Annotated in this window: 19 protein-coding genes and 1 riboswitch; of the genes, 3 read left to right on the plus strand and 16 right to left on the minus strand. The window is 48.5% G+C overall.

Annotated features, from left to right (window positions below):
• Positions 1 to 66 precede the first annotated feature (66 nt).
• The 6 genes from IEX62_RS04160 to prfA form a co-directional block, all read right to left on the minus strand.
• Positions 67 to 651, minus strand: a complete 585-nt coding sequence (locus IEX62_RS04160) for a TIGR01440 family protein (protein ID WP_188774567.1) — start codon at positions 649 to 651, stop codon at positions 67 to 69.
• A 173-nt stretch (positions 652 to 824) separates the two neighbouring features.
• Positions 825 to 908, minus strand: a riboswitch (ZMP/ZTP riboswitch).
• Between the two features lie 312 nt (positions 909 to 1220).
• On the minus strand, positions 1221 to 1808 hold the full coding sequence (locus IEX62_RS04165; protein WP_188774171.1) for a low molecular weight protein arginine phosphatase: 588 nt from the start codon (positions 1806 to 1808) through the stop codon (positions 1221 to 1223).
• A gap of 277 nt (positions 1809 to 2085) precedes the next feature.
• Positions 2086 to 3207: an L-threonylcarbamoyladenylate synthase gene (locus IEX62_RS04170; protein ID WP_188774172.1), complete on the minus strand. Its 1122-nt coding sequence runs from the start codon at positions 3205 to 3207 to the stop codon at positions 2086 to 2088.
• A 146-nt stretch (positions 3208 to 3353) separates the two neighbouring features.
• Complete coding sequence (locus IEX62_RS04175; RefSeq protein ID WP_188774173.1) at positions 3354 to 4541, minus strand: FtsW/RodA/SpoVE family cell cycle protein; 1188 nt, start codon at positions 4539 to 4541, stop codon at positions 3354 to 3356.
• Positions 4542 to 4573: 32 nt separating this feature from the next.
• On the minus strand, positions 4574 to 5608 hold the full coding sequence (locus tag IEX62_RS04180) for a N5-glutamine methyltransferase family protein (RefSeq protein ID WP_188774568.1): 1035 nt from the start codon (positions 5606 to 5608) through the stop codon (positions 4574 to 4576).
• Between the two features lie 24 nt (positions 5609 to 5632).
• Positions 5633 to 6700 (minus strand): peptide chain release factor 1, encoded by a 1068-nt coding sequence (gene prfA, locus IEX62_RS04185; RefSeq protein ID WP_188774174.1) that lies wholly within the window; start codon positions 6698 to 6700, stop codon positions 5633 to 5635.
• Positions 6701 to 7296: 596 nt separating this feature from the next.
• Between prfA and IEX62_RS04190 the strand changes: the two genes are divergently transcribed.
• The 3 genes from IEX62_RS04190 to IEX62_RS04200 all read left to right on the plus strand — a co-directional run bounded on the left by IEX62_RS04190 (position 7297) and on the right by IEX62_RS04200 (position 10763).
• Complete coding sequence (locus IEX62_RS04190) at positions 7297 to 8283, plus strand: aldo/keto reductase (protein ID WP_188774175.1); 987 nt, start codon at positions 7297 to 7299, stop codon at positions 8281 to 8283.
• 350 nt (positions 8284 to 8633) lie between these two features.
• The gene (locus tag IEX62_RS04195) at positions 8634 to 9641 is read left to right on the plus strand and encodes a hypothetical protein (protein ID WP_188774176.1); all 1008 of its coding nucleotides are present in this window, start codon (positions 8634 to 8636) and stop codon (positions 9639 to 9641) included.
• 123 nt (positions 9642 to 9764) lie between these two features.
• Entirely contained in the window at positions 9765 to 10763 is a 999-nt protein-coding gene (locus IEX62_RS04200) for a hypothetical protein (protein ID WP_188774177.1), read from the plus strand.
• A gap of 220 nt (positions 10764 to 10983) precedes the next feature.
• Here IEX62_RS04200 and ychF read toward each other — a convergent pair whose 3' ends face one another.
• From ychF to IEX62_RS04250, 10 genes are all read right to left on the minus strand, one after another.
• Positions 10984 to 12084 (minus strand): redox-regulated ATPase YchF, encoded by a 1101-nt coding sequence (gene ychF / locus IEX62_RS04205; protein ID WP_188774178.1) that lies wholly within the window; start codon positions 12082 to 12084, stop codon positions 10984 to 10986.
• A gap of 91 nt (positions 12085 to 12175) precedes the next feature.
• Positions 12176 to 13915 (minus strand): methyl-accepting chemotaxis protein, encoded by a 1740-nt coding sequence (locus IEX62_RS04210; protein ID WP_229685608.1) that lies wholly within the window; start codon positions 13913 to 13915, stop codon positions 12176 to 12178.
• A gap of 566 nt (positions 13916 to 14481) precedes the next feature.
• The gene (fni, locus tag IEX62_RS04215) at positions 14482 to 15528 is read right to left on the minus strand and encodes a type 2 isopentenyl-diphosphate Delta-isomerase (RefSeq protein WP_188774179.1); all 1047 of its coding nucleotides are present in this window, start codon (positions 15526 to 15528) and stop codon (positions 14482 to 14484) included.
• 526 nt (positions 15529 to 16054) lie between these two features.
• Positions 16055 to 17551, minus strand: a complete 1497-nt coding sequence (locus IEX62_RS04220) for a phytoene desaturase family protein (protein WP_188774180.1) — start codon at positions 17549 to 17551, stop codon at positions 16055 to 16057.
• The gene (locus IEX62_RS04225) at positions 17548 to 18726 is read right to left on the minus strand and encodes a glycosyltransferase family 2 protein (protein ID WP_188774181.1); all 1179 of its coding nucleotides are present in this window, start codon (positions 18724 to 18726) and stop codon (positions 17548 to 17550) included. The genes IEX62_RS04220 and IEX62_RS04225 overlap by 4 nt, the downstream gene beginning before the upstream one ends.
• Positions 18727 to 18730: 4 nt before the next feature.
• Positions 18731 to 19465: a lysophospholipid acyltransferase family protein gene (locus tag IEX62_RS04230; RefSeq protein WP_188774182.1), complete on the minus strand. Its 735-nt coding sequence runs from the start codon at positions 19463 to 19465 to the stop codon at positions 18731 to 18733.
• The gene (locus IEX62_RS04235; protein WP_188774183.1) at positions 19434 to 20219 is read right to left on the minus strand and encodes a carotenoid biosynthesis protein; all 786 of its coding nucleotides are present in this window, start codon (positions 20217 to 20219) and stop codon (positions 19434 to 19436) included. The genes IEX62_RS04230 and IEX62_RS04235 overlap by 32 nt, the downstream gene beginning before the upstream one ends.
• A 1-nt stretch (position 20220) precedes the next feature.
• Positions 20221 to 21102, minus strand: coding sequence for a phytoene/squalene synthase family protein (locus IEX62_RS04240; RefSeq protein ID WP_229685609.1), 882 nt, complete (start codon positions 21100 to 21102; stop codon positions 20221 to 20223).
• A complete protein-coding gene (locus IEX62_RS04245) occupies positions 21099 to 22571 on the minus strand; it encodes a phytoene desaturase family protein (RefSeq protein ID WP_229685610.1) in 1473 nt (490 codons plus the stop codon). The genes IEX62_RS04240 and IEX62_RS04245 overlap by 4 nt, the downstream gene beginning before the upstream one ends.
• Positions 22568 to 24118: a phytoene desaturase family protein gene (locus tag IEX62_RS04250; protein ID WP_188774184.1), complete on the minus strand. Its 1551-nt coding sequence runs from the start codon at positions 24116 to 24118 to the stop codon at positions 22568 to 22570. Before IEX62_RS04250 ends, IEX62_RS04245 begins: the two co-directional genes overlap by 4 nt.
• Between the last annotated feature and the right edge of the window lie 360 nt (positions 24119 to 24478).

A 24478-nucleotide genomic window follows, 5' to 3' on the forward strand; every position in this document is an offset into this window, starting at 1 on the left:
TCATTTCCCCCTGATCATTATTCATAAATTAAAATAATAAGCGGTCATGCGTAGGAACACGCCGCATCAATCACAAGTTCCTTCTACCGTTGGCATCGGTGCGTAGACTGCGCGCTCGCCGCCAATCAGCTTCGGTCGTGTGCGTGCTGCCGTAACTCTCGCTTCGCCAAGATAGCGTAGCTCGGTACGATACGGTACAGCGACTCGTTTTAAATGCATTCCGATAAGCGTCTCACCGATATCAATCCCGGCATGTGCTTCAATCGTTTCCGCCAGACATGGCTCAGCCATCGTGCGATACGCATAAGCAGCCATCGAACCGCCTGCTTTGGGCACCGGCACAGCCGCAACCTCATCCAGTCGATAACGCTCCAGCGTTTCACGCTCAATAACCAGCGCACGATTCAGATGCTCACAGCATTGAAAAGCAAGCTGAAAGCCCAATTCCTGCTGAACCTCACGTATACCTTCAACCAGCTCCTGAGCAATATCCAGCGTACCGGATGTGCCAATATGCTGTCCAGCAATCTCACTTGTACTTGCACCGATAACCAGAATCTGGTTCGGTCCAAGCTTCGCAACCTCGGCTACCTCACGAGCAATACGTGCTGCATCGCTTCGGATCGTACCGATTTTCTCATGATCCTTCATCATATGAGCCTCCTTGTGCAGCGTCCAGATGAACGGTGTGCAGTCGGCAGACTCGTTAGAGCCTGTCGCTTTCCTCTATCATTATAGCGCGGACATGAGATAACGGCGACAGTCGTTTGTAAAATATGCAAAAGAACAAAAAAGAGCAGGATGCACATCATCAATGTGCATCTGCTCTTTGCCCAGGCGACCGGCCGTATGTTCCGATGCTCCATCGTGGTTAAGCTCCACTCTTGTCGCCAGTTACATCGGATCTGTCCTTGTGCTTTCATCATAAGGCATGTTTTTTGTAAAATCAACATGGTTGTTGAAATTTTATTCCTGTTGTTTGCAAGAGTATGGGTGGAAGGCAACCATCACTTCCGGGAAGGAATAAGGGAACGGACTCCGGTCTCGCACAGGAATCTGCGGATTAGCAATACATTGTAGATTCCCATGCTCAAAGGTCGTCCTTTTCCCTTATTTCCTTCCCTCCGTTCCGTGCTTGTCGCATTCGTAGACTCGTGCATACAAGTGAACATGTCTTAAATTCTAACAGGTTTATTTAGCAGTAAAATCATAACAACCGATCAACGTGGGCGATACGCCTCGAGTTTGTCGAGTAGCTTTTCCAGGGCCGAGCGGATGTCTGCGGCGGCGATTTCGTAGTCGTCGCGGGTGCCGCCGAAAGGGTCGACGATGTCGAAGCTCGGCATGCGTTGCTGCATTTCGATCAGGCGCTCATAGTCGTTGGAATCGATGGATTCGCCGAGAGAGCGTCTAATTTCGATCGATGCGTACAGACGATCCAGCTCTTCAAGGTCGCTGAGGATGTGTTCATCGGTTTCGGCGTATTCCTTGAGTGTATATACTTTACCTGCGGCTGAAGGAAAGCGAGCAAGTACGTTTTGTTTATGGCTTCCGGTCAGGGTCAGTACGAGATCTGCCCATTCCAGTACATCAGCAGATAGTGACGAGGACGTAATATGATCTTGAATCTGATGATCGCGCAGTACAGCTTCTGCGTGTCGGGACATGGACATGCCGTCCATTGCAGCTACACCAGCGGAACGAACCTCGACAGGAATGCCGCGTTCTTTTGCTAGCTTACGCATAAAGCCTTCTGCCATCGGACTCCGGCAGGTATTGCCGGTACATACGAACAAAATATGGTGCATGCTCCTGCCTCCCGTTCCTTTGTCATTCGGAACCGCCTGCGATGAGGCGTTGATCCGTGAATGTATTATATCAAACTCTGTACATGTGCACTACGGCTGTAGGTGTAGTGAATTTGCTTTTAAAAATAGGGTATGCATGTTCCTCGTAGTTTCTACTATACTCGTATTTTCTACTATAGAGGATACATATGATATCGCTTGTATAGTTACTCGTATATCGTTGTCGGCTGGGGCTTTCTGCTCGTTATATATTACTTGTATAGATTATTTGCCTATACTAAACGCGAATAAACTGACCGCCAGCAGCTTTGTACAAACGATTCATCACAGCCAATCCAACACCCTGCTCAGCGCAGCCCTGTGCCAGAATAAAGGTAATCTCCGCTTCATCGAACTCACGCAGTTGACTATAGAGGCGACTGGCAGCTTCCTCCAGATGTGACAGGCTTCCTAGTGTTAAACGTAACGAGCCCTCGTATACGGTATTGTCCTCATCGAAAACCAATACACCTGTCCGTTCGCCACGTGCCTGTGCTGCGATTAGCTGCTCCTGCATAAAAGCAGCTACTTCGTTCATATGCTCACCTGTTACAATACTCATACTGCCTTTAGGTGCATAATGTGTATATTTCATACCAGGTGCACGCGGTGCCGTTTCTGCTGCTACACCGGATAAAGCAGGATCAAGCTCTACTCGATCCGCTACCGTTAATAGCTGCTCACGTGTAATACCGCCCGGACGCAGGATCAGAATACGACCATCCTCCTCCACCTGAATAACGGTCGATTCTACACCTACACCTGCACTGCCCCCATCTACGATGCCGTTGATACGTCCAGCAAGATCATCTGCCACATGCGCTGCTGTGGTTGGACTTGGGCGCCCCGAACGGTTAGCACTGGGTGCTGCAAGCGGACAATCTGCCGCAGTGATCAAATCCAGCGCTACAGGATGATCTGGCATACGTACTCCCACCGTATCCAGCCCTGCTGTTACACGTGGAGATAGCGCTCCCTCAATCACTGGCATAACGAGCGTAAGGGGACCAGGCCAGAATGTGTTCATCAATTGCTGTTCCAGCGGTAATACTCGTTGTACGATGGAATCAAGCTGATTTTGCTGGGAAATGTGTACGATCAGCGGATTATCGGACGGTCTGCCTTTAGCGGCAAACACAGCCTCAACTGCCGACGTATTACGTGCATCTGCTCCAAGTCCGTATACCGTCTCCGTTGGAAAAGCAACGATACCACCGGATGCGAGTACGGCTCCTGCTTCTTGTAACGCAGAGCCTGCTATATTGGGCTCGATAGCAGACCACCGCTGCATGGATGAACCCGCTACAGATGAATCGCCAGCTATCACTGAATCTATAGATTGCTTAGATGGATGTTCCATCGGTATCCTCCTCCTTTCGATTTATGTTCTCACATCTATATTCATCATTTGAATGCTAATCATTCTCCAAAGCGAAAAGGAGAGCCACAGGCTGCGCCGGGTTCTCCTTTTTCCGTCCTGCTTGCGTTGGAATACGGTATCTCATCTTACTGTGCAGTGCTTCTCGTATAGCGGCCTGGTCTCTCGACTGTCAGCTCATCCGTCTCCACTTGACTGTGCACACGAATACTCATGACGAGTCCCATACACGCCATATTCATTAGCAGCGATGTACCACCAAAGCTAATAAACGGCAGCGTAATCCCGGTCAATGGCATTAAGCCGATAAACATACCGATATTTTCAAAAATCTGATAGAGCAGCATCGCTACAATACCGATAATCAAATACGGTCCTGCACGCTCACGACATTCCAGCGACACCAGCACAAGACGATGAATCAGTGTAAAGTAAAGCAACAATAGCACCGCTGCACCGACAAAGCCAAACTCCTCCGCCACCACGACAAAGATCGAATCCGAATAGGTCAGCGGCACACGCTCTGCCTGCACCGAGCTACCCTGCATATAGCCTTCTCCACTCAATCCACCTGACGCGATCGCAAGCTTGGCATTTCGTGTATGATAAATCGCCTTTTCCGTCGCTTCATCTGGCATGAGCCATGGATCAATCCGTTCCATCCAGTGCTCACGATTCAGGTTCTTCAGATACGTCTCGATATTATCATGATACGCGACATAGCTGCGAATCCCAACGACTACCATCGTAATCGCCAGCAAGGTAATCAGCGCTGCCTGCGTATATTTCATATTACCGATCCAGAAGAGTGCCATCATAATGATGAGATAGCTGAGTGCATTACCCAGGTCATTTTGCACCATAACGAGTCCAAATGGAATCAAGGTAATACCCAGTAGTGGCGTAATATCGCGCCAGAAGCCTAGCTTGAGCTTTCGCTTGCCGGCTAGTAGCACCGATAAGAACATGATTAGCACCATTTTGAATAGCTCTGCTGGCTGTAAGCTAATACCACCCAGATTGAGCCAACCCTGCGCATTATTGAGCGTTTTACCGATCACCATAACGAGCAGCAATAGCGCCAGACCGACAATATAAATATATAATGAATATTTCAGCCAGAAGCGGTAATCGACAAAAGCCATAACGAAAAATACAACAAACCCCAGCACATAATACATCGCCATCTTGCTGGTAGAATCACCAAACTTCGCACTCGAATGGGTCGCACTATAGATCACGACCAGGCTTGTCGCCATCAATATCAAAAGAATCGTAAAAAGTGTCCAATCGATCCGCTTCAGCTTTGTGATCATCTCTGTCCCCTTTTCAGTGTAGCCCTGCGACACTACGACTCCAGCATCCCGATCACATGCCGCTCAATGCCTGCAAGGTCCTTTATGATATGAATTTTCGGGTATCCTGTTTCACGGACCATCTGTGCTACGTCCTGTGCCTGTCCCATCCCAAGCTCAAAGGCAACCATGCGCGGCTGCCTGGCGAGCAGGGACAACTGCGACATCATGATACGATATGGCCCTAATCCATCCGGTCCACCTGCCAGTGCAGTCAGCGGCTCATGCTCGCGCACCTCTGGCTGTAGCTCAGCGATATCCGCATCGGGAATATAGGGCGGATTCGACACAACGATATCAACAGCACAGCCAGCAAACGGCTCTAACAGATTACCCTGCTTCCAGCCGATCGATAGCCCCTGACGCTCGCTATTTTGCTGCGCAATCTGTAGCGCATCCGGTGAAATATCGCTTGCCCATATTTCCCACTGTGGACACAGCCGTGCCAGTGTGAGCGCAATCGCTCCGCTACCCGTTCCGATATCCACACATACGTAGCGAGGCGCACTATGTTCCACGCGACCTGATCCATCTGCTGTCTGAGCTGCTTCCTCGATAGAATGGACTGCATCTGACATAGAAGCAGATTCGCTACGATGGGGCAAACGTTCCCCGTGGAACAATTGATCCTGCTCTACAATAGATGAAGTCTGTGCCTCATTTGTATCAGAATGAGGGGAGCCTAATTGGGACGACAGCTCGACGACAGCTTCAACTAGCAGCTCGGTTTCAGGGCGCGGAATCAGCACGGCAGGTGTCACCTTGAACACCTCGCCGTAAAATTCCTGTTCACCGATGATGTACTGCGCAGGCTCACCTGCCACTTTGCGCTGAACTGCCTCTTCCCATGCTGCCTGGTGCTCCATTGGAAATGGATCAGGTAATGCCATATAATAACTTGCGCCTGACAAGCCAAGCACCCATTCCAGCAGCAATTTTGCATTGGACTCCGGCTCCATCACATCATGCTGTCTGAAAAAAGAAGAAGCCTCAACATAGGCTTCTCTTATGCTTTGTTGCGGCTTCATCGTAAAAGATATCAAGGTCAATACTTACGCCTCTTTTGCCATCAGATCAGCCTGTTCAGCCAATGTCAGCGCGGAGACAATTTCTTCGATCTCACCATTCATCACTTGATCCAGCTTGTGCAGCGTCAAGCCGATGCGGTGATCGGTTACACGGCTTTGCGGGAAGTTGTACGTACGGATACGCTCACTGCGGTCACCTGTACCGACTTTACTCTTACGCTCACCAGCGTATTTTGCTTCTTCTTCCTGACGCATCATATCCGAGATACGCGCGCGCAGAACCTGAAGTGCTTTTTCTTTGTTAGAGTTTTGCGATTTGCCATCCTGACAGGTTGCCATAATACCAGTCGGCATATGTGTTACACGTACAGCCGATTTGGTCGTATTAACAGACTGCCCGCCTGCACCACTGGAGCAGAACGTATCGACACGAATATCGCGATCATGAATCTCAATATCCACTTCTTCCGCTTCCGGCATCACAGCTACAGTAGAAGTAGACGTATGGATGCGCCCACCGGATTCAGTCGTTGGAATACGCTGTACACGGTGTGCGCCGCTCTCAAACTTGAGCTTGCTGTACGCACCACGTCCATTGATCAGGAATGTTACTTCCTTGAAGCCACCCAGATCGCTGACGTTTGTATCGAGTACTTCCACTTTCCAGCCCTGTGTATCAGCGAAGCGTGTGTACATACGATACAGATCCGCTGCGAACAATGCCGCCTCGTCTCCACCAGCTGCGCCGCGAATCTCCACGATAACGTTTTTATCATCATTTGGATCTTTGGGTAGAAGTAAAACATGGATCAGTTCCTCAAGCTCTGTTTTGCGTGTGGACAGCTCATCAATTTCGAACTTGACCATCTCACGCATCTCATCGTCGAGCTTCTCACCTTGCAGTTGCTTGGCTGCATCCAGCTCTTCTGTTACTTTACGATACTCAATATATGCCTCATAGGTCGGCTGCAAATCCGACTGTTCCTTGGAATAATCACGCAGACGCTTGGAATCACTTGCCACGTCCGGATCACACAACAGCTCACTTAATTTATCATAACGGTCTGCTAAAGCCTGTAAACGATCTAACACGGGTAACCACCTCTTTAATTGTTCATTTGCTTGGAATACATGTAGCCGAAACGGCTTATCTAAAAAAATGTCCACTTCCGCTATCGATATCATAGAGCAGAAAATAGGTTCAACCATTTGTATAAAAAGAAAAACCCTGCTTCTGACAGCATTCTGCCGATTCATGACTCCAATGACGAATGCACAAAAATACAAGGTTACGACTCTTAATTATAGCACAGAACATCGTATTTTCCTATCCTTAAATCAACGAAAATAGAAGAATTTTCTCTTGATCCACTTCATTCTGTATAGATATCATCCCTACATAAGATGGGTACCTTCACTCTATCCTTCTCGCTCCTGCTTGGTGTCTCTACTACAGCCTAATTGATAACTCCCTTCATACACCTCACTCCTATAAATGAATTTACTTATCTGTTATGTTCAAATATGAATTTATCGATGTGGCGTATCGGTAGGTTTGCTTCTGTGATTGCTGGTTATCTATACTAAGACTGTTGGGCAGCTATGAATCTGTTTGATAATAGCTATCCGTTTACTTTGTCTGTGCTTCATCTCATCACATATCCATAGATTATGAGGAGGTTGTACAAGTGGAAAAGGTGGCATTAGGTCAACAGGGATTACTTGTGTCTCGTCTCGGACTTGGTTGTATGGGCATGTCGGAATTTTATGGCGATCCTGATGAACAGGAATCGCTTCGCACGCTGGACGCTGCACTGGATAGTGGCATTACCTTTTTCGATACGGCAGATATGTACGGTAACGGGGAAAATGAACAGTTTATTAGTCCATTTATTCGCCAGCATCGAAACGAAGTCGTCATCGCGACAAAATTTGGTAATGTGCGCGGGGAGGACGGCTCTTATCTGGGCATTAGTGGCAAGCCAGAATACGTCCGCGAAGCATGTGAGAAAAGTCTAAAACGGCTTGGTGTCGATACGATCGATCTGTATTACCAGCATCGCGTCGATCCAAATGTGCCGATTGAGGAAACGATCGGTGCAATGGGTGAGCTGGTGCGTGAGGGCAAGGTGCGTTATCTCGGTATGTCCGAAGCCGCCCCGGAAACGATTCGTCGTGCGCATGCAGTATTCCCGATCACGGCATTGCAAACGGAATATTCGTTATGGAGCCGTGATGTGGAGGATGAGATTTTGCCGATATGTCGTGAGCTTGGGATTGGATTTGTCCCATATAGCCCGCTTGGACGTGGCTTCCTGACTGGACAGATTCGCTCGTTCGACGATCTGGCTGAGGATGATTTCCGCCGCTTCTCCCCACGCTTCCAGGGTGAGAACTTCCAGAAGAATCTCGATCTGGTCGATCGTATTCGCGAAATTGCGTCAGAGAAAAACTGTGCGCCTTCCCAGCTTGCTCTTGCCTGGTTACTTGCTCAGGGTGACGATATTGTACCGATTCCAGGTACCAAAAAGACCAAGTATCTGCTGGAAAATGTCGGTGCAGTCAACGTTAAATTGACGAAGGAAGAGCTACAGCGTATCGATGCCGCAGCACCAAAAGGAAGTGCGGCGGGCGAGCGTTATGAGCAAAACGGGATGAAAACACTGAATCATTGATGGATAAGGATACAGGAAGGTCAATTGTGAGCATACAATAATCTGTTGCGCATTGTCATGCCTGTGCATGCAGGTATCATCTCTGATCTATTCTATCTAGGTACGCACTGCATCTGATTTTTACTATAGATTGATCCAGGCGGCGAGCGAAGTATTCTATTACGCTCGCCGCTTTTTGTATGCCTATATCTACCTTTATCTCCAGCATATATCATACATCGCCCTCCCTCGACCGATAATGGAAATAGACTCCATACATAAAGAATTTGAGCAATCCGGCAACAATCGTTCAGCTATACAGATGAATCACAATAAACAGACAATCGCCCATTTGAAAAGGAGAGTTCTCTATGCACACATTTCGTCAAATTCGGCTCGGGGAATGGTATGGTTATTTGATTGCTTCGTTAGGCGTGCTCGTGATGGCAAGCTTGATTGTAGCGGTAGGGTATTACAATGGATGGGGCTTTCTGTTGGTAGTCGCAATCGTCGGCTTCGTGATGTATGCGGTTTTTGCGTACTTTGCACTCCTAAAGAATGAACGCACATATGACTATGAGCCTCATCAAGGGTTTACGTATTATCGGATGCCCGAAAAAACGAAAATGATACTGAGCTGGACTGGCTTTGCTTGCTCGGTAATTTTGCTTTTTGTGTATTGCTTTGACGCTAGCTTTGATCGGTGGACATTCTTATATGGGATCGTCATAGCCTTTCTTTTCCCCGGCGTCTACTACTGGCTGAAGGAAAAAACGTATCATGATATCCGCACGCAAATCGCCTGTGCCGAAATATTGTATGCCTACGGGGTATTGACACCAGACGAACGCATTTATGCGGCATATGGCAACATATCCACTGAGGCCTGGCTCGCATTAGCGAACGATCAGCCACAAAGCATCGACTGGATCGATTATGAACCGAATGAGGTGCAGACGCCCCTCCACCTATTGGTCGTGACGGATGAAGAATTAATTATGTGCACACAGCATCCTGATGAGGAATTTATGTTTTCGACTATACCTTTAGCTTATATTCAGCAATTGTATGTATCCAGTGCCTCCTACAAAAAGGTTGGGGGCGAGTCAGGGCCTAAAATGAACAAGCAAATGATCGTGATTGGTGATGGTGAGGATCACCAGTATCATTTTCAATTTTCAAGCAGGCTGTATAGCGGGTTGTCTTTATTTGTATCGGAGCTGCTTGCTTGTATGGACGATGCTCATCTGCGTGAATTCGATGAGGATGAGCTACCCGAGCGGGATCATCCCGACTATGTTCCGTTAGAGGATTTTCCGATGCTGTCGAGTACGGAAGAGGAGTATGTACCATTTAGCGTACAGCCTTCGTCCGTATAGTTTTGTAGCCATGATGCATGATTGGATCGGATTTTTATCGTAGAAGTGGTGCATTGTCGTTTTGTTGATGCATGGCTGTGATCATGATCCGATCCGTACATAACAGCAGGAGGAGCACATTTTATGAAACGATTCCGCCAGATTCAGCGTGGCGAGTGGAAAGCCTATATATTTAATTCTGTGGCATGGTTTGCACTAGCACTGTTTGCTTTCATCGCATGGTCTACTTCAGGCTTCGGGCTTATATTCTTCTTTGCCATTGCTTTATTGATCGCTTTTGCACCAACCTACATCCATAGCCTGACCATCAATCCCCGTACAGAGAATTACAGGGCAGGTAAAGGATTCAGCTACTATCGTATTTCAGAAGCTGCCAAATTAAAGTGGATGTATTTTTCCCTCAGCATCTATTTAATTGGTATGGTTTTATTTTGCCTCAGTGATGCATTCAATTGGTGGGTTCTACTATTTGGATTGATGGGTGCAGCCTTTCTCCTTCTCACACGTATCCGATTGAAGGCAGACAAGATTGAGATGGAACAAAGTATTCGTTTAGCAAAGCGCCTGTATTCGATCGGTGTACTACATCCTGATGAAGTTATTCATGCTGCGCATAGTAATGTAAGTGAACCCCAATGGAAAAAGTTCACTCAGCAAAACTTCTCAGATACGATCGATTTGACCGAACGGGAAAAAGAAGCGGATTATGAACCACTTCATCTGCTGGTAGTCACAGATCAGGAATTAGTCATGTGCACCAAAAAGCCAAATCAACCCTTCGTGTTCTCAACGATGGCTTTGACTGACATTCGACAACTTTACGTCTCAGCTTCTTCCTACAAAGAAATTATGACTTCAAGCCCTGGTGTGAAATATAATCAAATGCTGGTCATTGGTAATGGACATTACCGACAATATCATTTTGAATTATTAAATCTATATGGAAATAACATGCTTTCATTTGTAAGACAGCTATTGTTCTATATGGATGAGGCGCATCGACGTGTACAGCTTCATTCTTCACTTGAGCGTCAGCATCCAGCTTATGTGCCATTTGAAGATATCCCTATGCTGTCGAGTACAGACGAAGTGTATTTACCATTTATGGAACCGTCTCGTTAAGTAAGATTAAGTAGCCCTGCGATACTGCTACTCTACCTATGTGCGCAAGCTCGTCTTACCTTATGACTTATGCTTGCGATGCTCCTTCTATCACCTATCATTCACGATATACAACAAAAAAGCCTGATCGGTTAGCAACGGATGTAATTCTACATCTCGTATGCTGTGCCGATCAGGCTTTTATTTATGCACGAACTCTTATACAGAGTGCGATTCGATATTACACGTTGAAACGGAAGTGCATAACGTCGCCGTCTTTCACGACATAGTCTTTACCTTCCAGACGCAATTGACCGCGTTCCTTCGCACCGTTCATAGAGCCTGCGTTCACAAGGTCTTCATAGCCCACTACCTCTGCACGGATGAAGCCGCGTTCGAAGTCACTATGAATCACGCCTGCTGCGCCAGGAGCTTTCGTTCCTTTGCGGATTGTCCATGCGCGTACTTCCTGCACACCTGCTGTAAAGTACGTGTACAGACCGAGCAGACGATACGCCGCCTTGATCAGACGGTTCAGACCGGATTCTTGCAGACCCAGCTCTTCGAGGAACATCGCACGATCCTCATCTTCCAGCTCGGAGATATCTGCTTCTACCTTCGCACTGATCGGAACAACCTCTGCATTTTCAGCAGCGGCAAATTCTTTTACTTTGAGCACGAAAGGATTTGTGTCTGCCTCTGTTACACCATCTTCGCTTACGTTAGCCGCATACAATACTGGCTTCATTGTCAAAAGATGCAGGTCGCGGATAATCAGACGCTCGTCTTCGGTCAGCTCGATGCTGCGTGCAGGCATATCGTTGTACAACGTTTCCTTCACGCGTTCCAGAATCTCGATCTCTTGAGCGTACTGCTTGTTGCCGCCCTTCATATTCTTCTTCGCGCGATCAATACGCTTCTCGACGCTGTCCAGGTCAGCCAGTACCAGCTCCAGATTGATCGTCTGGATGTCGCTGATCGGATCGATTTTGCCATCTACGTGTGTGATGTTCTCATCTTCAAAACAACGAACAACGTGTACAATCGCATCGACTTCACGAATGTGAGCAAGGAATTTGTTACCCAGACCCTCGCCTTTACTTGCGCCACGCACCAGACCAGCAATATCAACAAATTCGAATGCCGTTGGAACGGTTTTTTTCGGTTCAACAAGCTCAGTCAATTTGTCCAGACGCTCGTCCGGTACTTCAACGATACCGACGTTTGGATCAATTGTACAAAACGGATAGTTAGCGGATTCTGCGCCCGCCTGTGTGATTGCATTAAAAAGTGTGGATTTACCGACGTTTGGCAATCCAACGATACCAGCTTTCAAAGCCATTTATGCTGACAACTCCTATATTTGAATTGGTGACAGACTCTTCATGAATTTCCACACTATTATATATGACAACCACAGGCGTGGCAAACGATTAAACGATAAATTGTTCCGCTTGTTTTTTCAAATCTACAGCAAGGCGGTTCAAATTACCGGAAATGTCCGACAATTCAGCTACCGATTGCTGCTGCTCTGTAGCGCTCGCAGACACCTCTTCGGTCATCGCGGAGGTTTCTTCTGTTGTCGCTGCGATGTGGGTCAGATGCTCTTCTACCTCACGGCGGATATGCTGCATACGGTCGGTATTTTCTGACAGATCATGTGCCAGACGCTGTACATCCTCGGATACACGACTCACCTGCTCAAACGAATCCATACACTCTGTAATGCGATTTTCCTGCTGCTCGGCAGCCGTTAGACTTTGCTCAAACTCGTTATGAATGAGGCGAATCTGCTCTACAAAGTGTCCCATGATCCGATCAATCTCGCGAATCGACTCTCCAGACTGCTGTGCAAGCTGTCCCATTTCGTGGGCAACAACAGCAAAGCCTCGACCTGCTTCACCTGCACGAGATGCTTCAATCGAAGCATTTAATGCCAGAATTTGCGTCTGCTTCACGATATCCTGCACCTGTCCACTAATGCCAGCCGCCTCACGCGATTGCTCTGCCAGTGTGCTGGATAGCTGCTGAAGCTGCTGTACGCTGGCTACACTTTCCTTGCCCTGTTGTAAAAGCAGCTCGTGCTCACGCAGTACCGTATTGCGCACGGTGGTAAGCTGCTCTGCCGTCGCGCCAAATTGATCTACATACGTGCCAATCTCATCGATAATACCGCCCAGACGTGCCGATTGATCGACAGAATGCTCGGTTTGCTCTGCTTGCTGCCCTGCTCCACTGGCAATCTCTTGAATCGCTCGTGATAGCTCTTCCGTCTGACGCAGTGTGCTACCTGCAACTTCCTGGATATAGCCAGAGGACTGCTGAAGTGTCGTAGAGCTATGCTGAATACTGCCGATCATCCCGGTAATATGCTGAATCATCGCATTGTTCAGATCACTGATCTCGCCCAGCTGATCGCCTGTAATACGCTGAGACGGAACCGTCAGATCACCTGCGGTAACCTTTTCCATACTATGCTTGATTTCGCTCACCTGCTTCAGCATACGACGAATGAACAGCATTGCCGCAGCTACCGCCAGAATGAATACACCTGCAAAAATCGGAATGACAAGCTTATACGCTTCCTTGATCGTTACCGAGTAAACCGAATTGACCGTGTTCGCTGAAATATCGATCCCGAGATAACCGATCACCTTACCGGCCTCATCACGAATCGGCATAAAGGTGGAAAATAACTCACCCCACTCTGGATCATTTGACACATTCGTGGTGATCGCCTGTCCTGCCAGCAATGCGGATGTACGATCGGCGCCGAGTGTAAGTTCGGTATCGTATGGGCTGTAATCTTTGTCATCCCATGCAGCACCATCGACGGTGTAAAGCCAGCGGTCATCCACCCGTTTGAACATATACACATACAGCGCACCTGTCTCCAGACGCACATTGTTTAGCCGCTGACGCAGCTCTTTATATTGCGTGCTCTGTTCGGGATTCGTACTGGTGTACATTTGCTGAATTGCATTTTTATCCAGCTGCGCGATCGTGTTTGTCGTCAGCATTTGATTGTTCTGCTGTAATGTGGATAGCGATGACTTTTGGATGAGCAGCTGCGTCGTCCACATCGTGAGTCCGCAAATTAACAATAACGGTATTAAAATAATTAAGTATAGTTTAGGACGCAGTCCCAATCTCATAAATGAATGCTTCTTCACGTGTTGTCCTCCTTATGATGTATATACCTGTGACATAGTGACATATAGACTAATAGTTCAAAGTACCCATTTATTATCGACGTCAAGCAGCTTATTTTGTATAGCTATTAAAGTATTTTGTTGTTTTTTGTCGTAAATTTTCAGAAAATTTCGGTTAAGCGTCATTTAATGCAACAATTTCAGACTAGGACAGAAGGGGAATGAATAAATTTTTTTAGGACAGTGAGGAATTTATTGTATAAAAGGAAGGCTTATTCGGAGCAAAGGCATTATTTTCATCCATCTGTATAGATATATAGAGTGCGTGTAAGAGTAAAACTTCATAGTATGGAATACAGGTGATATGAACAGAAGTACAATCGCTTAGACGATATCAACAGTACCTTAGCGCTTAATGATGCAGACAAAAAAAAGATCCGGCACGTAGCCGAATCTTTGCTGCAATATAGATGCTTTGTTACGATATGCTAAAACAACTCGGGATGATCCAATACTCATCCTCATCATTCATGGACGATCATTTGTATATCGATGCATTACATACCATCTACATACATACTATGCCTCTAATTCATGCGATATAGCCGCTCTGTTTGTTGAAGCTGTTCCACCGAAGCTGCTCCTACGCCGAACATCGCCGCGGACAGCTCAAGCTCTACGCGCTCCAATACCTGCTCCAGTGCTTCCTCTGATTCTACTGCCGCACCGAGCAAGGAGCGTCCAAACCCGACCATATCTGCACCAAGCGCAATCGCCTTCGCGGCATCTACACCGTTGTACAGACCTCCACTACCGATCAGTGGCATATCAGGCACATGGTTGCGTACATCACGGATACAATCTGCGGTCGGATAACCCCAGCCTGCAAAGGCTTCGGCGGCTGCACGCCGTACCGGATCATGGCTACGGAATTTCTCTACCTGACTCCATGATGTACCGCCAGCACCAGCTACATCGATAAATGCCATACCTGCACTAGCAAGACGCTGCGCTGTCTCGCCATCAATGCCCCAGCCTACTTCCTTGACACCTACAGGCACATCCAGTGCTGTCGCCACCTCTTCCATTCGCTGTAATAACCCTGCAAAATTCACATTGCCTTCGGGCTGAAACACCTCCTGCAAGCTGTTCAGATGCAGTACGAGCGCACTGGCCTCGGCCAGCTCTACTGCACGTCGGCATTGCTCCACACCAAAGCCGTAATTCAGCTGTACCGCTCCCAGATTCGCAATGATCGGGATATCCGGTGCATCGCTACGCACATTAAACGTTGCTGCTAGCTCGTCATGCTCAATCGCTGCACGCACCGAGCCAAGCCCCATCGCCCAGCCGCGCCGCTGTGCTACGCGTGCAAGTCTGCGATTGATCTCGCCAGTCGCTGCACTGCCACCGGTCATGGAGCTGATCAGCAGTGGAGCCTTTAGCGCGATGCCAAATAGCGAAGTCGTCAGATCAATCGCTGCAAAATCTAGCTCTGGTAGCGCCTGATGGCGAAACCGATATTGTTCAAAGCCCGACGTGATACCTTCACCGGCTACATTTTCTTCAAGGCACAATCGGACATGTGCGCTTTTGCGATCTGAAATATGTCCTTCTTGAGATGGATGAGTCATATCCGCTTCCTTTCTTTAGGTGAGTTGTGGCGTTCGTTATATCAACTATAGCAGTAAATGAGGGAAAGCCACAGGTCGAGTGGGAAAAGAATTGCTCGTGGGTGGATGATCGCTTGCTGAATGTTGTGCTGCTGCGTCAATCACTTCGGGAAGGAATAAGGGAACGGACTCGGGTGGAGCCGCGGGAATCTTTTGGATTAGCAGTGAATGAAGATTCCCGCCCCTCCAAAGGAGTCCTTTTCCCTTATTTCCTTTCCTTCGTTCCGTGCTTATCGCAGCCTATGTCATGAAATATGAGCAGAAAAGAGATCATTTTAGCTATTTAAAATTAATAATCGTTTATACAGCTTATATAAACCTGTTAAATATTAAAAATAGTTAACTATAAAAGATGCATATAGCTAGCCATTCTGATCCTTACGAAGTCTGCGCAATTGATGCATTTGCATCTATCTATGATGAAGCCTATCCACTCCCACTTGATCTGGCAATTTCATCCCTGTCACAATCCTTTATTCTTTAGCACCTAACGCTGGCTCGCAATATGCTTGGCTACCAGTTGACCGGATAGGGTAACGATGGGGGTTCCACCGCCGGGATGAGTCGTGCCGCCGACATACCATAGGCCTTTTACGTCAGGGCTACGGTTACCGGGGCGGAAGAAGGTTTGCTTGGCACCGTTGGATGAGATGCCGTAGATCGCTCCGCGATGGGCGTAGGTGTCGCGCTGGATGTCTTCTGGTGTGTAGTGTTGCCAGACAGGGCCGCTGCGGATACCGGTTAAGCCGTAGCCTTCTAGCATGGTCGCGATGCGTTCGCCGTAGGCTTGCTGTTGGGTTTGCCAGTTCCATTGCTTGGAGGTGTAAGGCGCATTGGCAAGGATGAACAGGTTGCTACCGCCATCGGGTGCCATGCCCGCTTCGGAATGACCGGAGTGGCAGATGTATAGCGTTGGATCAGACGGTGCTGTTTTTTGAGTGAAAATGGATTGGAACTCTGGTTCATACTGCTCTGGGAAAAAGACCGTATGGTGTAGAAGCTGATCATAGCGCTTTGCCACACCTGCAAGTGTAACAAAGCCGGATAATGATGGCTCGTACGATGCAATGCGATGATCTGGAAGTGAAGGACGCTCCTTCTCGGATAGCAGCATACGGCTGGCACTGAGCACATCGCCGTTTACAATGACAAGGGATGCTTCATAATCGCCACTATTCGTTTCTACACCGCTGACGGCTCCAGCATGTACACGAATGCGCGTGACCTCGGTATTCGGATGAATTGTGACACCAAGCTCTACAGCAAGGCGAGCCATACCACGGACAATATTACTTGTCCCTCCATACACGCCATACACACCATCTACTGCCTCCACATGTGCCAGCATCGCGAAGATCGCTGGTGCCTGGTATGGAGATGCGCCCACATACGTTGCGTAACGTCCTAATAGCATCAAAGTATTCGGATGGCGAAAGTAGCGTCCGAGCAACGCTTGTAATGTTGTCAATGGACGCACGCGTAACAGACTGCGTCCCATCGATGGCTTTAATTTATCGCGCCAGGATAGTAATAATGTGTTCAAAAATTGTTGATCCGCTTCGCGATACATCGCGCTTGCCTCTTGTAAAAAGCGACTATAATTACGCGCATCCTCCGGGCTATAGGCAGCAATCTGCTCGGCGGTATATTCTGCATGACGACTAAGATCAACGGTATGACCATCTGCAAACACATTACGTGTACGCGGCTCCAGCTCATACAGCTGCACATAATCGTCCATCTGACGCCCGGCACGTTCGAATACACTACGAAACACATGTGGCATCGTAATGGTGCTTGGTCCGCGGTCAAAATGGTAGCCGTCCAGCTCCAGCGACTGTAGCTTCCCACCGATCGTGGGCTGCTTTTCCAGTATGGTAACCTCATAACCTTCCGAGGCAAGCCCAATTGCGCACGATAAGCCGCCAAATCCAGCGCCAATAATGATGGCCCGGCGTGAACCGGGCTGTCCGTAACTATTCATCCATACGTCCTGCCTTTCCAGCGGTATCCTTTTCCGTTCAGACTGGCAATCCACGAATCAAGTAGAATCAGGATTAGACATGCCGCACTGATCGGCATGAACAAGCCCAGCCAAAAGGATTTGCCACTAAATCGATCGATAATTCCCTTCGTGACCATTCCTATTGCCATAGCTGCTCCTGACCATGTAGCAAGTACGGGCTGCCCTGTTGCTATACTCCAGAGCAGCATCACAAGTGGGAATATAAATAATAACGAATAAAAAATCGTCACGCCGAATACAAGCAGCGGATTACGCCCTGTACCCGCGAAAATATTTTTCTTATATCCTTCCCATACCTCAGCCGCATTACGATACATGCGTGCGGACGTATGACGATGCACATCTGCCAGTGTCACCGGATCACCTGCCTGCTTCACCGCGCGTGCCAGCTCCATATCCTCCACGATATGATTATAAATATGGGCATGCCCACCACTGCGAGTGTAGCTATCCCGATGGATCATGAGCCACGCACCTGTCACAGCGAGAAAGACTGGACGCGGACTGCGCCGAATCATCATAATCGGTAAATGATAGCCAATAATAAACGCCATCATCGGCACCACAATATGCTCCAGCCACGTCCCTGTCTCCATCCGCGGAAAGCCGCTGATCAAGCCTGTACGCTGCGAACGCGCCGTGACCATCGCTGCTTCCAGCGCTTCCGACTGAAGCCGTACATCCGCATCGACGAATAGCCACCATTCTCCGCGTGCATGCAAGGATAGCTGGTGGCAAGCATATGACTTGCCCAGCCAGCCCTCGGGCAATGTCGTACCATGAAAAAGACGAATGCGATCATCCTGCGCCATCACTTTACGAATCTCCGACTCGGTAGCATCCTCCGAATGATCATTGATCACCAGAATTTCCAGCTCGATCGAATCGGTGCGACAGGCAGTGACCGACTCCAGACACTCACGAATATTGCGTTCTTCATTACGCGCAGGAATCAGTACAGACAGTAACGGTTTATTTCCATGTTGATGATGTACATCTGGAAAATCATACTCCTGCTCCCACTTCTGACGCTGCACCGGCTTGCCCAGCTTCGGCATTCGGCTCAAATTCCAGACCGTAAATGCAAGCTGAAGCAGTAGCCAGCAGGTAATGACGAATAACAGCAGTTCCATCGGCTCACCTTTTTCTCCATTTGCGGTATTGGTCATACTTGTCGTCGGTAGAGCGGCGGTGCGGAATCAGATCGCGTCCTTGTAGCCATTCACCCTGTGCGGCAATCATCTCTGCACGATGCTGATCCAATTGAGTCGTTAAGCGCTGCTCCAATAGTTCACCGCAGGCAGCCGCAGATAGAGCACGCCAGTCCTCCAGCAGCGGCTGTCCAACCATTAGACTAGCTTGCAGCCGTGCATGCTGAAATAGCCCATAATACAGCGTCACCGGAATCACCGGTATATGTAGATTGGACTGGCGCAGTAGTAAGCTAATGCCTGCACGAAAATCAAGTGGGCGCGTCTCCAGATGACGAATCTCTCCCTGTGGAAAAATCCATACCCGTTGCCCCTGCTCCAGCAATTGTCCTGCATAACGCATCGATTGCCGAATATCAGACGGACTGTCTTTGTTGATCGAAAACGCACCGATTTTGCCAAAAAAGCGGTACCGCTCCAGCTGGCGCTGCTCCATCATCATATAATGCTCGGCAGACGATGTGCGCTTGAGCGCATGATACACCAGCAGTCCATCCCACCACGAGCTATGATTCATCATATAGACCGCCGGCTGTCCAGCAGGCACCGTATCCAGTTCTCCGCTAATCATAAACGAATGAAATTGACGCCGTAGCAGATACCATTCATTATACAAACGAAATACCTGCTCAAACGCGGCTGACTTGTTGGCGGCGATCATACCGATAGCTCCCTTCTGCCAGTGCAATACCAATCACACCCGCAATAACCGAACCGATCAATCCCTGTTGCCATGCTAACAGCCCGAACATGAATAAAATCCCCTGATACAGAAAGACCGATTGACGGGCAACCGATAGATCAAGTCGGATGATCGGAATCGTTAATGACAGTACCCCGCCCACGATAAACCAGGCGATAAAATTGCTCCACGGTACGCCATAAAATCCGCTATCTCCGCCCCATGTCCAGAAGCCTCGCGCATCAGCCACCGGATCAAGCACCAGATCAAGAATAATAATCCATACCCCAACCTGTACAGCACGTAACAGACGCGCACGCATCGAATCGGTTACTGCACGTCCGCTTGCCAGCAGGATACCGCTGGATACGACTGCGATCCATGCAAAACCAAGCGTCCACGGTACGCCAAATACCAGACCACCTAAAATGCTACTATATTCGTACTCACCAAATGGCCAGCCTGTATGTACACCCATCCATTCCAGCGCCATGCCGCCAAGCCACATTAGCACCGCAGCCATCAGTAAGCGGGAGAACGTGATCGTCTCCCGTTTACTGACTGACCAGTCGGACATATTGTATTGGGGTTGACTGCGCCGTATGAGAGATAACGCATACAGCGCATAGAAGACAAGAAATAACCCATTTGAGAAATCAAGCATCTTCGGTACACCAATCGTTAACAGGAGCACGGCTCCAATTCCATACCATATCCAAAAAATCCAGCCCATCCTACGATACCGCCGGACGACTTAACATGTCCTTGCTCACACCATGCCGTTCCGCAATGCCCATCAGCATATACAGCTTACGCTCATCGCTAACGATGGCACGCTGTGTGAACACATCATATTGATTCTCACGAATGACATCCATAATGCCAGCATAGAAGGTCGCTGCCAGCTCTACTGTAAATGCACTGCGCTCTGGATATTCGTCCAGATCACCCAGTCCGGTAGCAAACCACTGCTCGGCTAACAGACGCAGCTCCTCCATCATCGCGATAAAGCGCTCATTAATGATACCGTTCTCTAGCTCCTGCTCGGTATAACCATGACGTTTCATCAGCTCCAGCGGAATATAGCGACGACCACGGCGACTGTCTTCACCGATGTCACGCATAATGTTGACGATCTGCATGCCTTTACCCAGTGCAATACCGGAATGACGAATAAGCTCACTATGTTCACCCTTTAATACAGGCAGCAGCATTTCTCCCACCGTACCAGCAACCAGATAGCAATAATGCTCCAGCTCGCGCATCGTAGAATAACGCGTAAAGGTCAGATCATACGTCTGCCCATCCATCTGACGCTTGAACGGCTCCTTCGACAGGCTTGGAAATTCATGAAACAGCCAGCGCAGCGCAGGCCAGATAAAATGACCTTCCGCTTGCTCCAGATTCGTAAACAACGCTTGCAGCTGCTGAATTGTATACGGTGAGCGCTCTGGCTCATCCACACTATCGTCAATCATACGACAAAAGGCATAAATAACATGAACTGCTTCCTTTTGCGGACTGGATAACCAGCTAAATGCGTAATAAAAGGACGATGAGCCATGTCGGATCATCTCTTCACAGCTTTTCAGGTCCATTTCGGTCGCGTATTTCAAAGTCCCAACTCCTTTAACATTTGCTGTGCGGCCATTCGTGCTCCCTGCATAACGATCGGTACACCGCCGCCGGGATGAACAGAGGCTCCTGCCGCATATAGACGGCGAATTGACGGAAACGGACGGGGCTGTGGACGATAAGCACCGGATTGACGAATAATAGGCGCAATTCCGAAACTACCTCCACCATATAATCCGCTACGCTTGGCATCTGCCGGTGTGCGAACCTTTTTCCAAGTAATCGACGAGCGTAGTCCTTCCCAGCCACGTTCCTCTACCATGGATAATACGCGTTCCACCAGCTCACCTGTATCCTGCTCCCACGCGATTCCTTGCTCATCGGTTACCGGGATCAGAAAATATAATGCACTTTGTCCTTGGGGTGCTGCTTCTGGATCAAGTGCTACCGGATTGAACACATAAACAGATGGCTGACTTGGCAATTTTCGTTCACCAAAGGTTTGACGCAGACTTGCATTCAGATCCTCTGGTAGAAAGAACTGATGCGCAAGCCGATCAGACCAACGACGATTCGTACCTGCATAGATCAACACACAACCACTGGATGGCTGATATGGACGACGTTGCGGCTTCAAGGCTGGCTGTGAATCAGTTAACAGATCATGAATCAATGGGAAATCGCCATTGTATAATACCGCATCAAATGGCATTTTCTCTCCATCGGTCTGAATACCAAGACACACACCATTGCGCACCTCGATATGATTCACGCTACTTCCGAGGCGAATATCCACACCACGATGTTGCAGCTCTTCGCCGATAATACGTGGCAATGCGGCATATCCACCCTTGAGCATCCAGACACCGAAGGCATGCTCTGCATACGGTAGCATCGTGTAAAGTCCCGGTGTTTTCTCCGGAATACCACCGATATACAGACTTTGCAGTGAATAGGCCTCACGTAGCTGCTGATTACGGAAATAAATGCCGGCTGCACTGCTCAGATTACGATACGCACGCAAGCTGCGCATCAGCGCCAGATTGCTACGCGAGAAAAACGTGCTCGCATTCGGAAAATCGCGTTCCAAAAATGAAGCCTGTCCGCGTGCAAATAACGGACGCATATCATCCATAAAACGGCGAAAGCCTGCACCGGAGCCAGGAAACAGACGTTCAATCTCCTCTGCCTGCGGCTCTGTACCACGATGCTTGGTCATTACACGACCATCCGCATAATGAATCCGGTATAGCGGATCACATTCGATTAATGGCAGCCGATCCCGTGAAATGCCGCCTTCCTCCATAATGCTATGCAGCATTTCTGGCAACAGCACGATCGTCGGGCCCTGATCGATCGCTATCCCATCCTGCTCTTCAAAGGCGATTCGTCCACCAAGACGATCACTTTTCTCAAAAATGGTCACTTCCACGTCGCGCTGGCTCAGCAGTAATGCAGCAGTCAAGCCGCCGATTCCACCGCCGACGATGGCGATTCGTTTGCGTCTCATGATGGCTCCGCTCCTGCTAGCACCGTACCTGCATCTGCGGAATGAGTATGCGATACCCCATCCTGCTTGAAGATTAGCGCTGTGCTAATGCGTGCCGATTCAAAGATCGTCGGCAAGCCGCTGCCCGGATGCGTACCTCCACCAACGAGCCATACATTTTCGACTTCCTCAAATTGATTATGCGGACGGAATGCCATCATTTGCCCAAGGTTATGTGTCAGGTTGAATACCGCACCCTGGTACACATCCAGCTGACGCTCCCAATCCAGCGGTGTGAAAAATTGCATTTCCTCGATCCGATCACGCAAACCACGAAGTTGCGGAATCTGCTCGGCACGATTCAGCATTTGCTCCTTCACCGCTTCACGCTTCGCTTCCCAATCGGTCTCCCCTGTCAGATTCGGTGTCGGCATGAGCAAATACAGAGCCGATTTGCCTGCTGGTGCCATCGTTTTATCGAGTCGTGACGGGTTGTGTACGTAGAGGGACGGATCATCCGACAACGTTTTGAAGCGTGTTACCTCATCGACATAACGATGATAATCCTCGGAAAAGTGAACCGAATGGTGATCCAGATCAATCTCGCCATCCACGCCAAGATAGAGCATGGCAGCTGAGCAAGAATAGGTCTTCGCTGCGATACGCTCCGGTGCATACTTACGCAATACACCCGGTTCAAACAATCGGTTCATCGCCGTAGCAAAATCGGCATTAATGACCACCCGGTCAGCCAAAAGGTGCTCGCCATCCTCAAGCACTACGCCAGTAGCCTTTCCGTTCTCTGTCAGTATCCGCTGTACGCCTCTGGAAGTATGTACGCGTCCACCGTGCTCAGAGATCACTTTTGCCATCGCTTCGAATACAGCATGTATGCCGCCTGTAGGATGGAACAGACCATAGCGGTGCTCAAGGTAAGATAAAATCGTAAAGGTGCCCGGGCAATCCCATGCTGACATGCCCAGATATTTAGATTGAAACGTAAATGCCTGCTTCAATCTTTCATCATCAAAATATTTGGATAAACGCCCATATACCGTATCGTTTAGATGCAGCTTCGGCAGTGCGCGTATGACATCAGAACGTACATAATCAAGCAGATTAGAAAATGGACGACGCAGCAGCGGCATCACTTTATCCAGCTTCACGTCCTCTTCTTCCAGATAGCGATAGTATCCCGCTTCATTACCTGGAAACAGTCGTGCAATCTGCTCTGCCGTATCCTCACGGTTACGTGACGGCTTGAAAACTGTATCTCCAAAATGCAGGCTGTACAGTGGTGAAAGCTCCTTCATCTCCACATAATCGTGCAGTGAACGCCCTGAGAGGGCAAACAGCTCTTCGATCAGATGCGGCATCATTAAAAATGTTGCGCCCCGATCAAAGCGATATTTTCCGACTTCCAAACGACCGGAACGGCCGCCGACAACCGGCTGTTTTTCGAACACATCCACCTCGTACCCGTGGCTCGCTAGCAGCATAGCCGCCGCCAGTCCACCAGGTCCTGCTCCAACGATAACTGCTTTGCGGGCAGATTGAGTCGCTTTCATAACATTCCCCTTTTTTGAACTGAAATTAGTGCCGGGATGTTGTTGTTCCCGCGCGTGCTACACATGTAACCAATACCCATAAAGTATATATAAACAAATAACAACCGATTTGCACCGTCACCAGACCCATTTTACAAAATTAAATTTGGTTAATTTTGAACAAAATTTGAACAATTGAAAGCAAACGAATACCACAAAAAATCTTGTATTGAATCTATAAATAAATCAACTATTAATTTTTAAATACAAATAATTCATTGGAATTTATAAAATATGTAGTTTTAGTACAAAATCATAAAACAAGCTATCAACCTTAGATTAAGGTCAATAGCTTGTTTACAGATAGTAAATTGTATTGTC

The organism is Paenibacillus hunanensis (assembly GCF_014645615.1).
GTDB classification, from domain to species: domain Bacteria; phylum Bacillota; class Bacilli; order Paenibacillales; family Paenibacillaceae; genus Saccharibacillus; species Saccharibacillus hunanensis.

Bases quoted from the DNA above. Each gene is read 5' to 3' on its own strand.
- IEX62_RS04160 (WP_188774567.1), bottom strand. From the start codon at position 651: ATGAAGGATCATGAGAAAATCGGTACGATCCGAAGCGATGCAGCACGT.
- IEX62_RS04165 (WP_188774171.1), bottom strand. From the start codon at position 1,808: ATGCACCATATTTTGTTCGTATGTACCGGCAATACCTGCCGGAGTCCG.
- IEX62_RS04170 (WP_188774172.1), bottom strand. From the start codon at position 3,207: ATGGAACATCCATCTAAGCAATCTATAGATTCAGTGATAGCTGGCGAT.
- IEX62_RS04175 (WP_188774173.1), bottom strand. From the start codon at position 4,541: ATGATCACAAAGCTGAAGCGGATCGATTGGACACTTTTTACGATTCTT.
- IEX62_RS04180 (WP_188774568.1), bottom strand. From the start codon at position 5,608: ATGAAGCCGCAACAAAGCATAAGAGAAGCCTATGTTGAGGCTTCTTCT.
- IEX62_RS04195 (WP_188774176.1), top strand. From the start codon at position 8,634: ATGCACACATTTCGTCAAATTCGGCTCGGGGAATGGTATGGTTATTTG.
- IEX62_RS04200 (WP_188774177.1), top strand. From the start codon at position 9,765: ATGAAACGATTCCGCCAGATTCAGCGTGGCGAGTGGAAAGCCTATATA.
- ychF (WP_188774178.1), bottom strand. From the start codon at position 12,084: ATGGCTTTGAAAGCTGGTATCGTTGGATTGCCAAACGTCGGTAAATCC.
- fni (WP_188774179.1), bottom strand. From the start codon at position 15,528: ATGACTCATCCATCTCAAGAAGGACATATTTCAGATCGCAAAAGCGCA.
- IEX62_RS04220 (WP_188774180.1), bottom strand. From the start codon at position 17,551: ATGAATAGTTACGGACAGCCCGGTTCACGCCGGGCCATCATTATTGGC.
- IEX62_RS04225 (WP_188774181.1), bottom strand. From the start codon at position 18,726: ATGGAACTGCTGTTATTCGTCATTACCTGCTGGCTACTGCTTCAGCTT.
- IEX62_RS04230 (WP_188774182.1), bottom strand. From the start codon at position 19,465: ATGATCGCCGCCAACAAGTCAGCCGCGTTTGAGCAGGTATTTCGTTTG.
- IEX62_RS04235 (WP_188774183.1), bottom strand. From the start codon at position 20,219: ATGGGCTGGATTTTTTGGATATGGTATGGAATTGGAGCCGTGCTCCTG.
- IEX62_RS04245 (WP_229685610.1), bottom strand. From the start codon at position 22,571: ATGAGACGCAAACGAATCGCCATCGTCGGCGGTGGAATCGGCGGCTTG.
- IEX62_RS04250 (WP_188774184.1), bottom strand. From the start codon at position 24,118: ATGAAAGCGACTCAATCTGCCCGCAAAGCAGTTATCGTTGGAGCAGGA.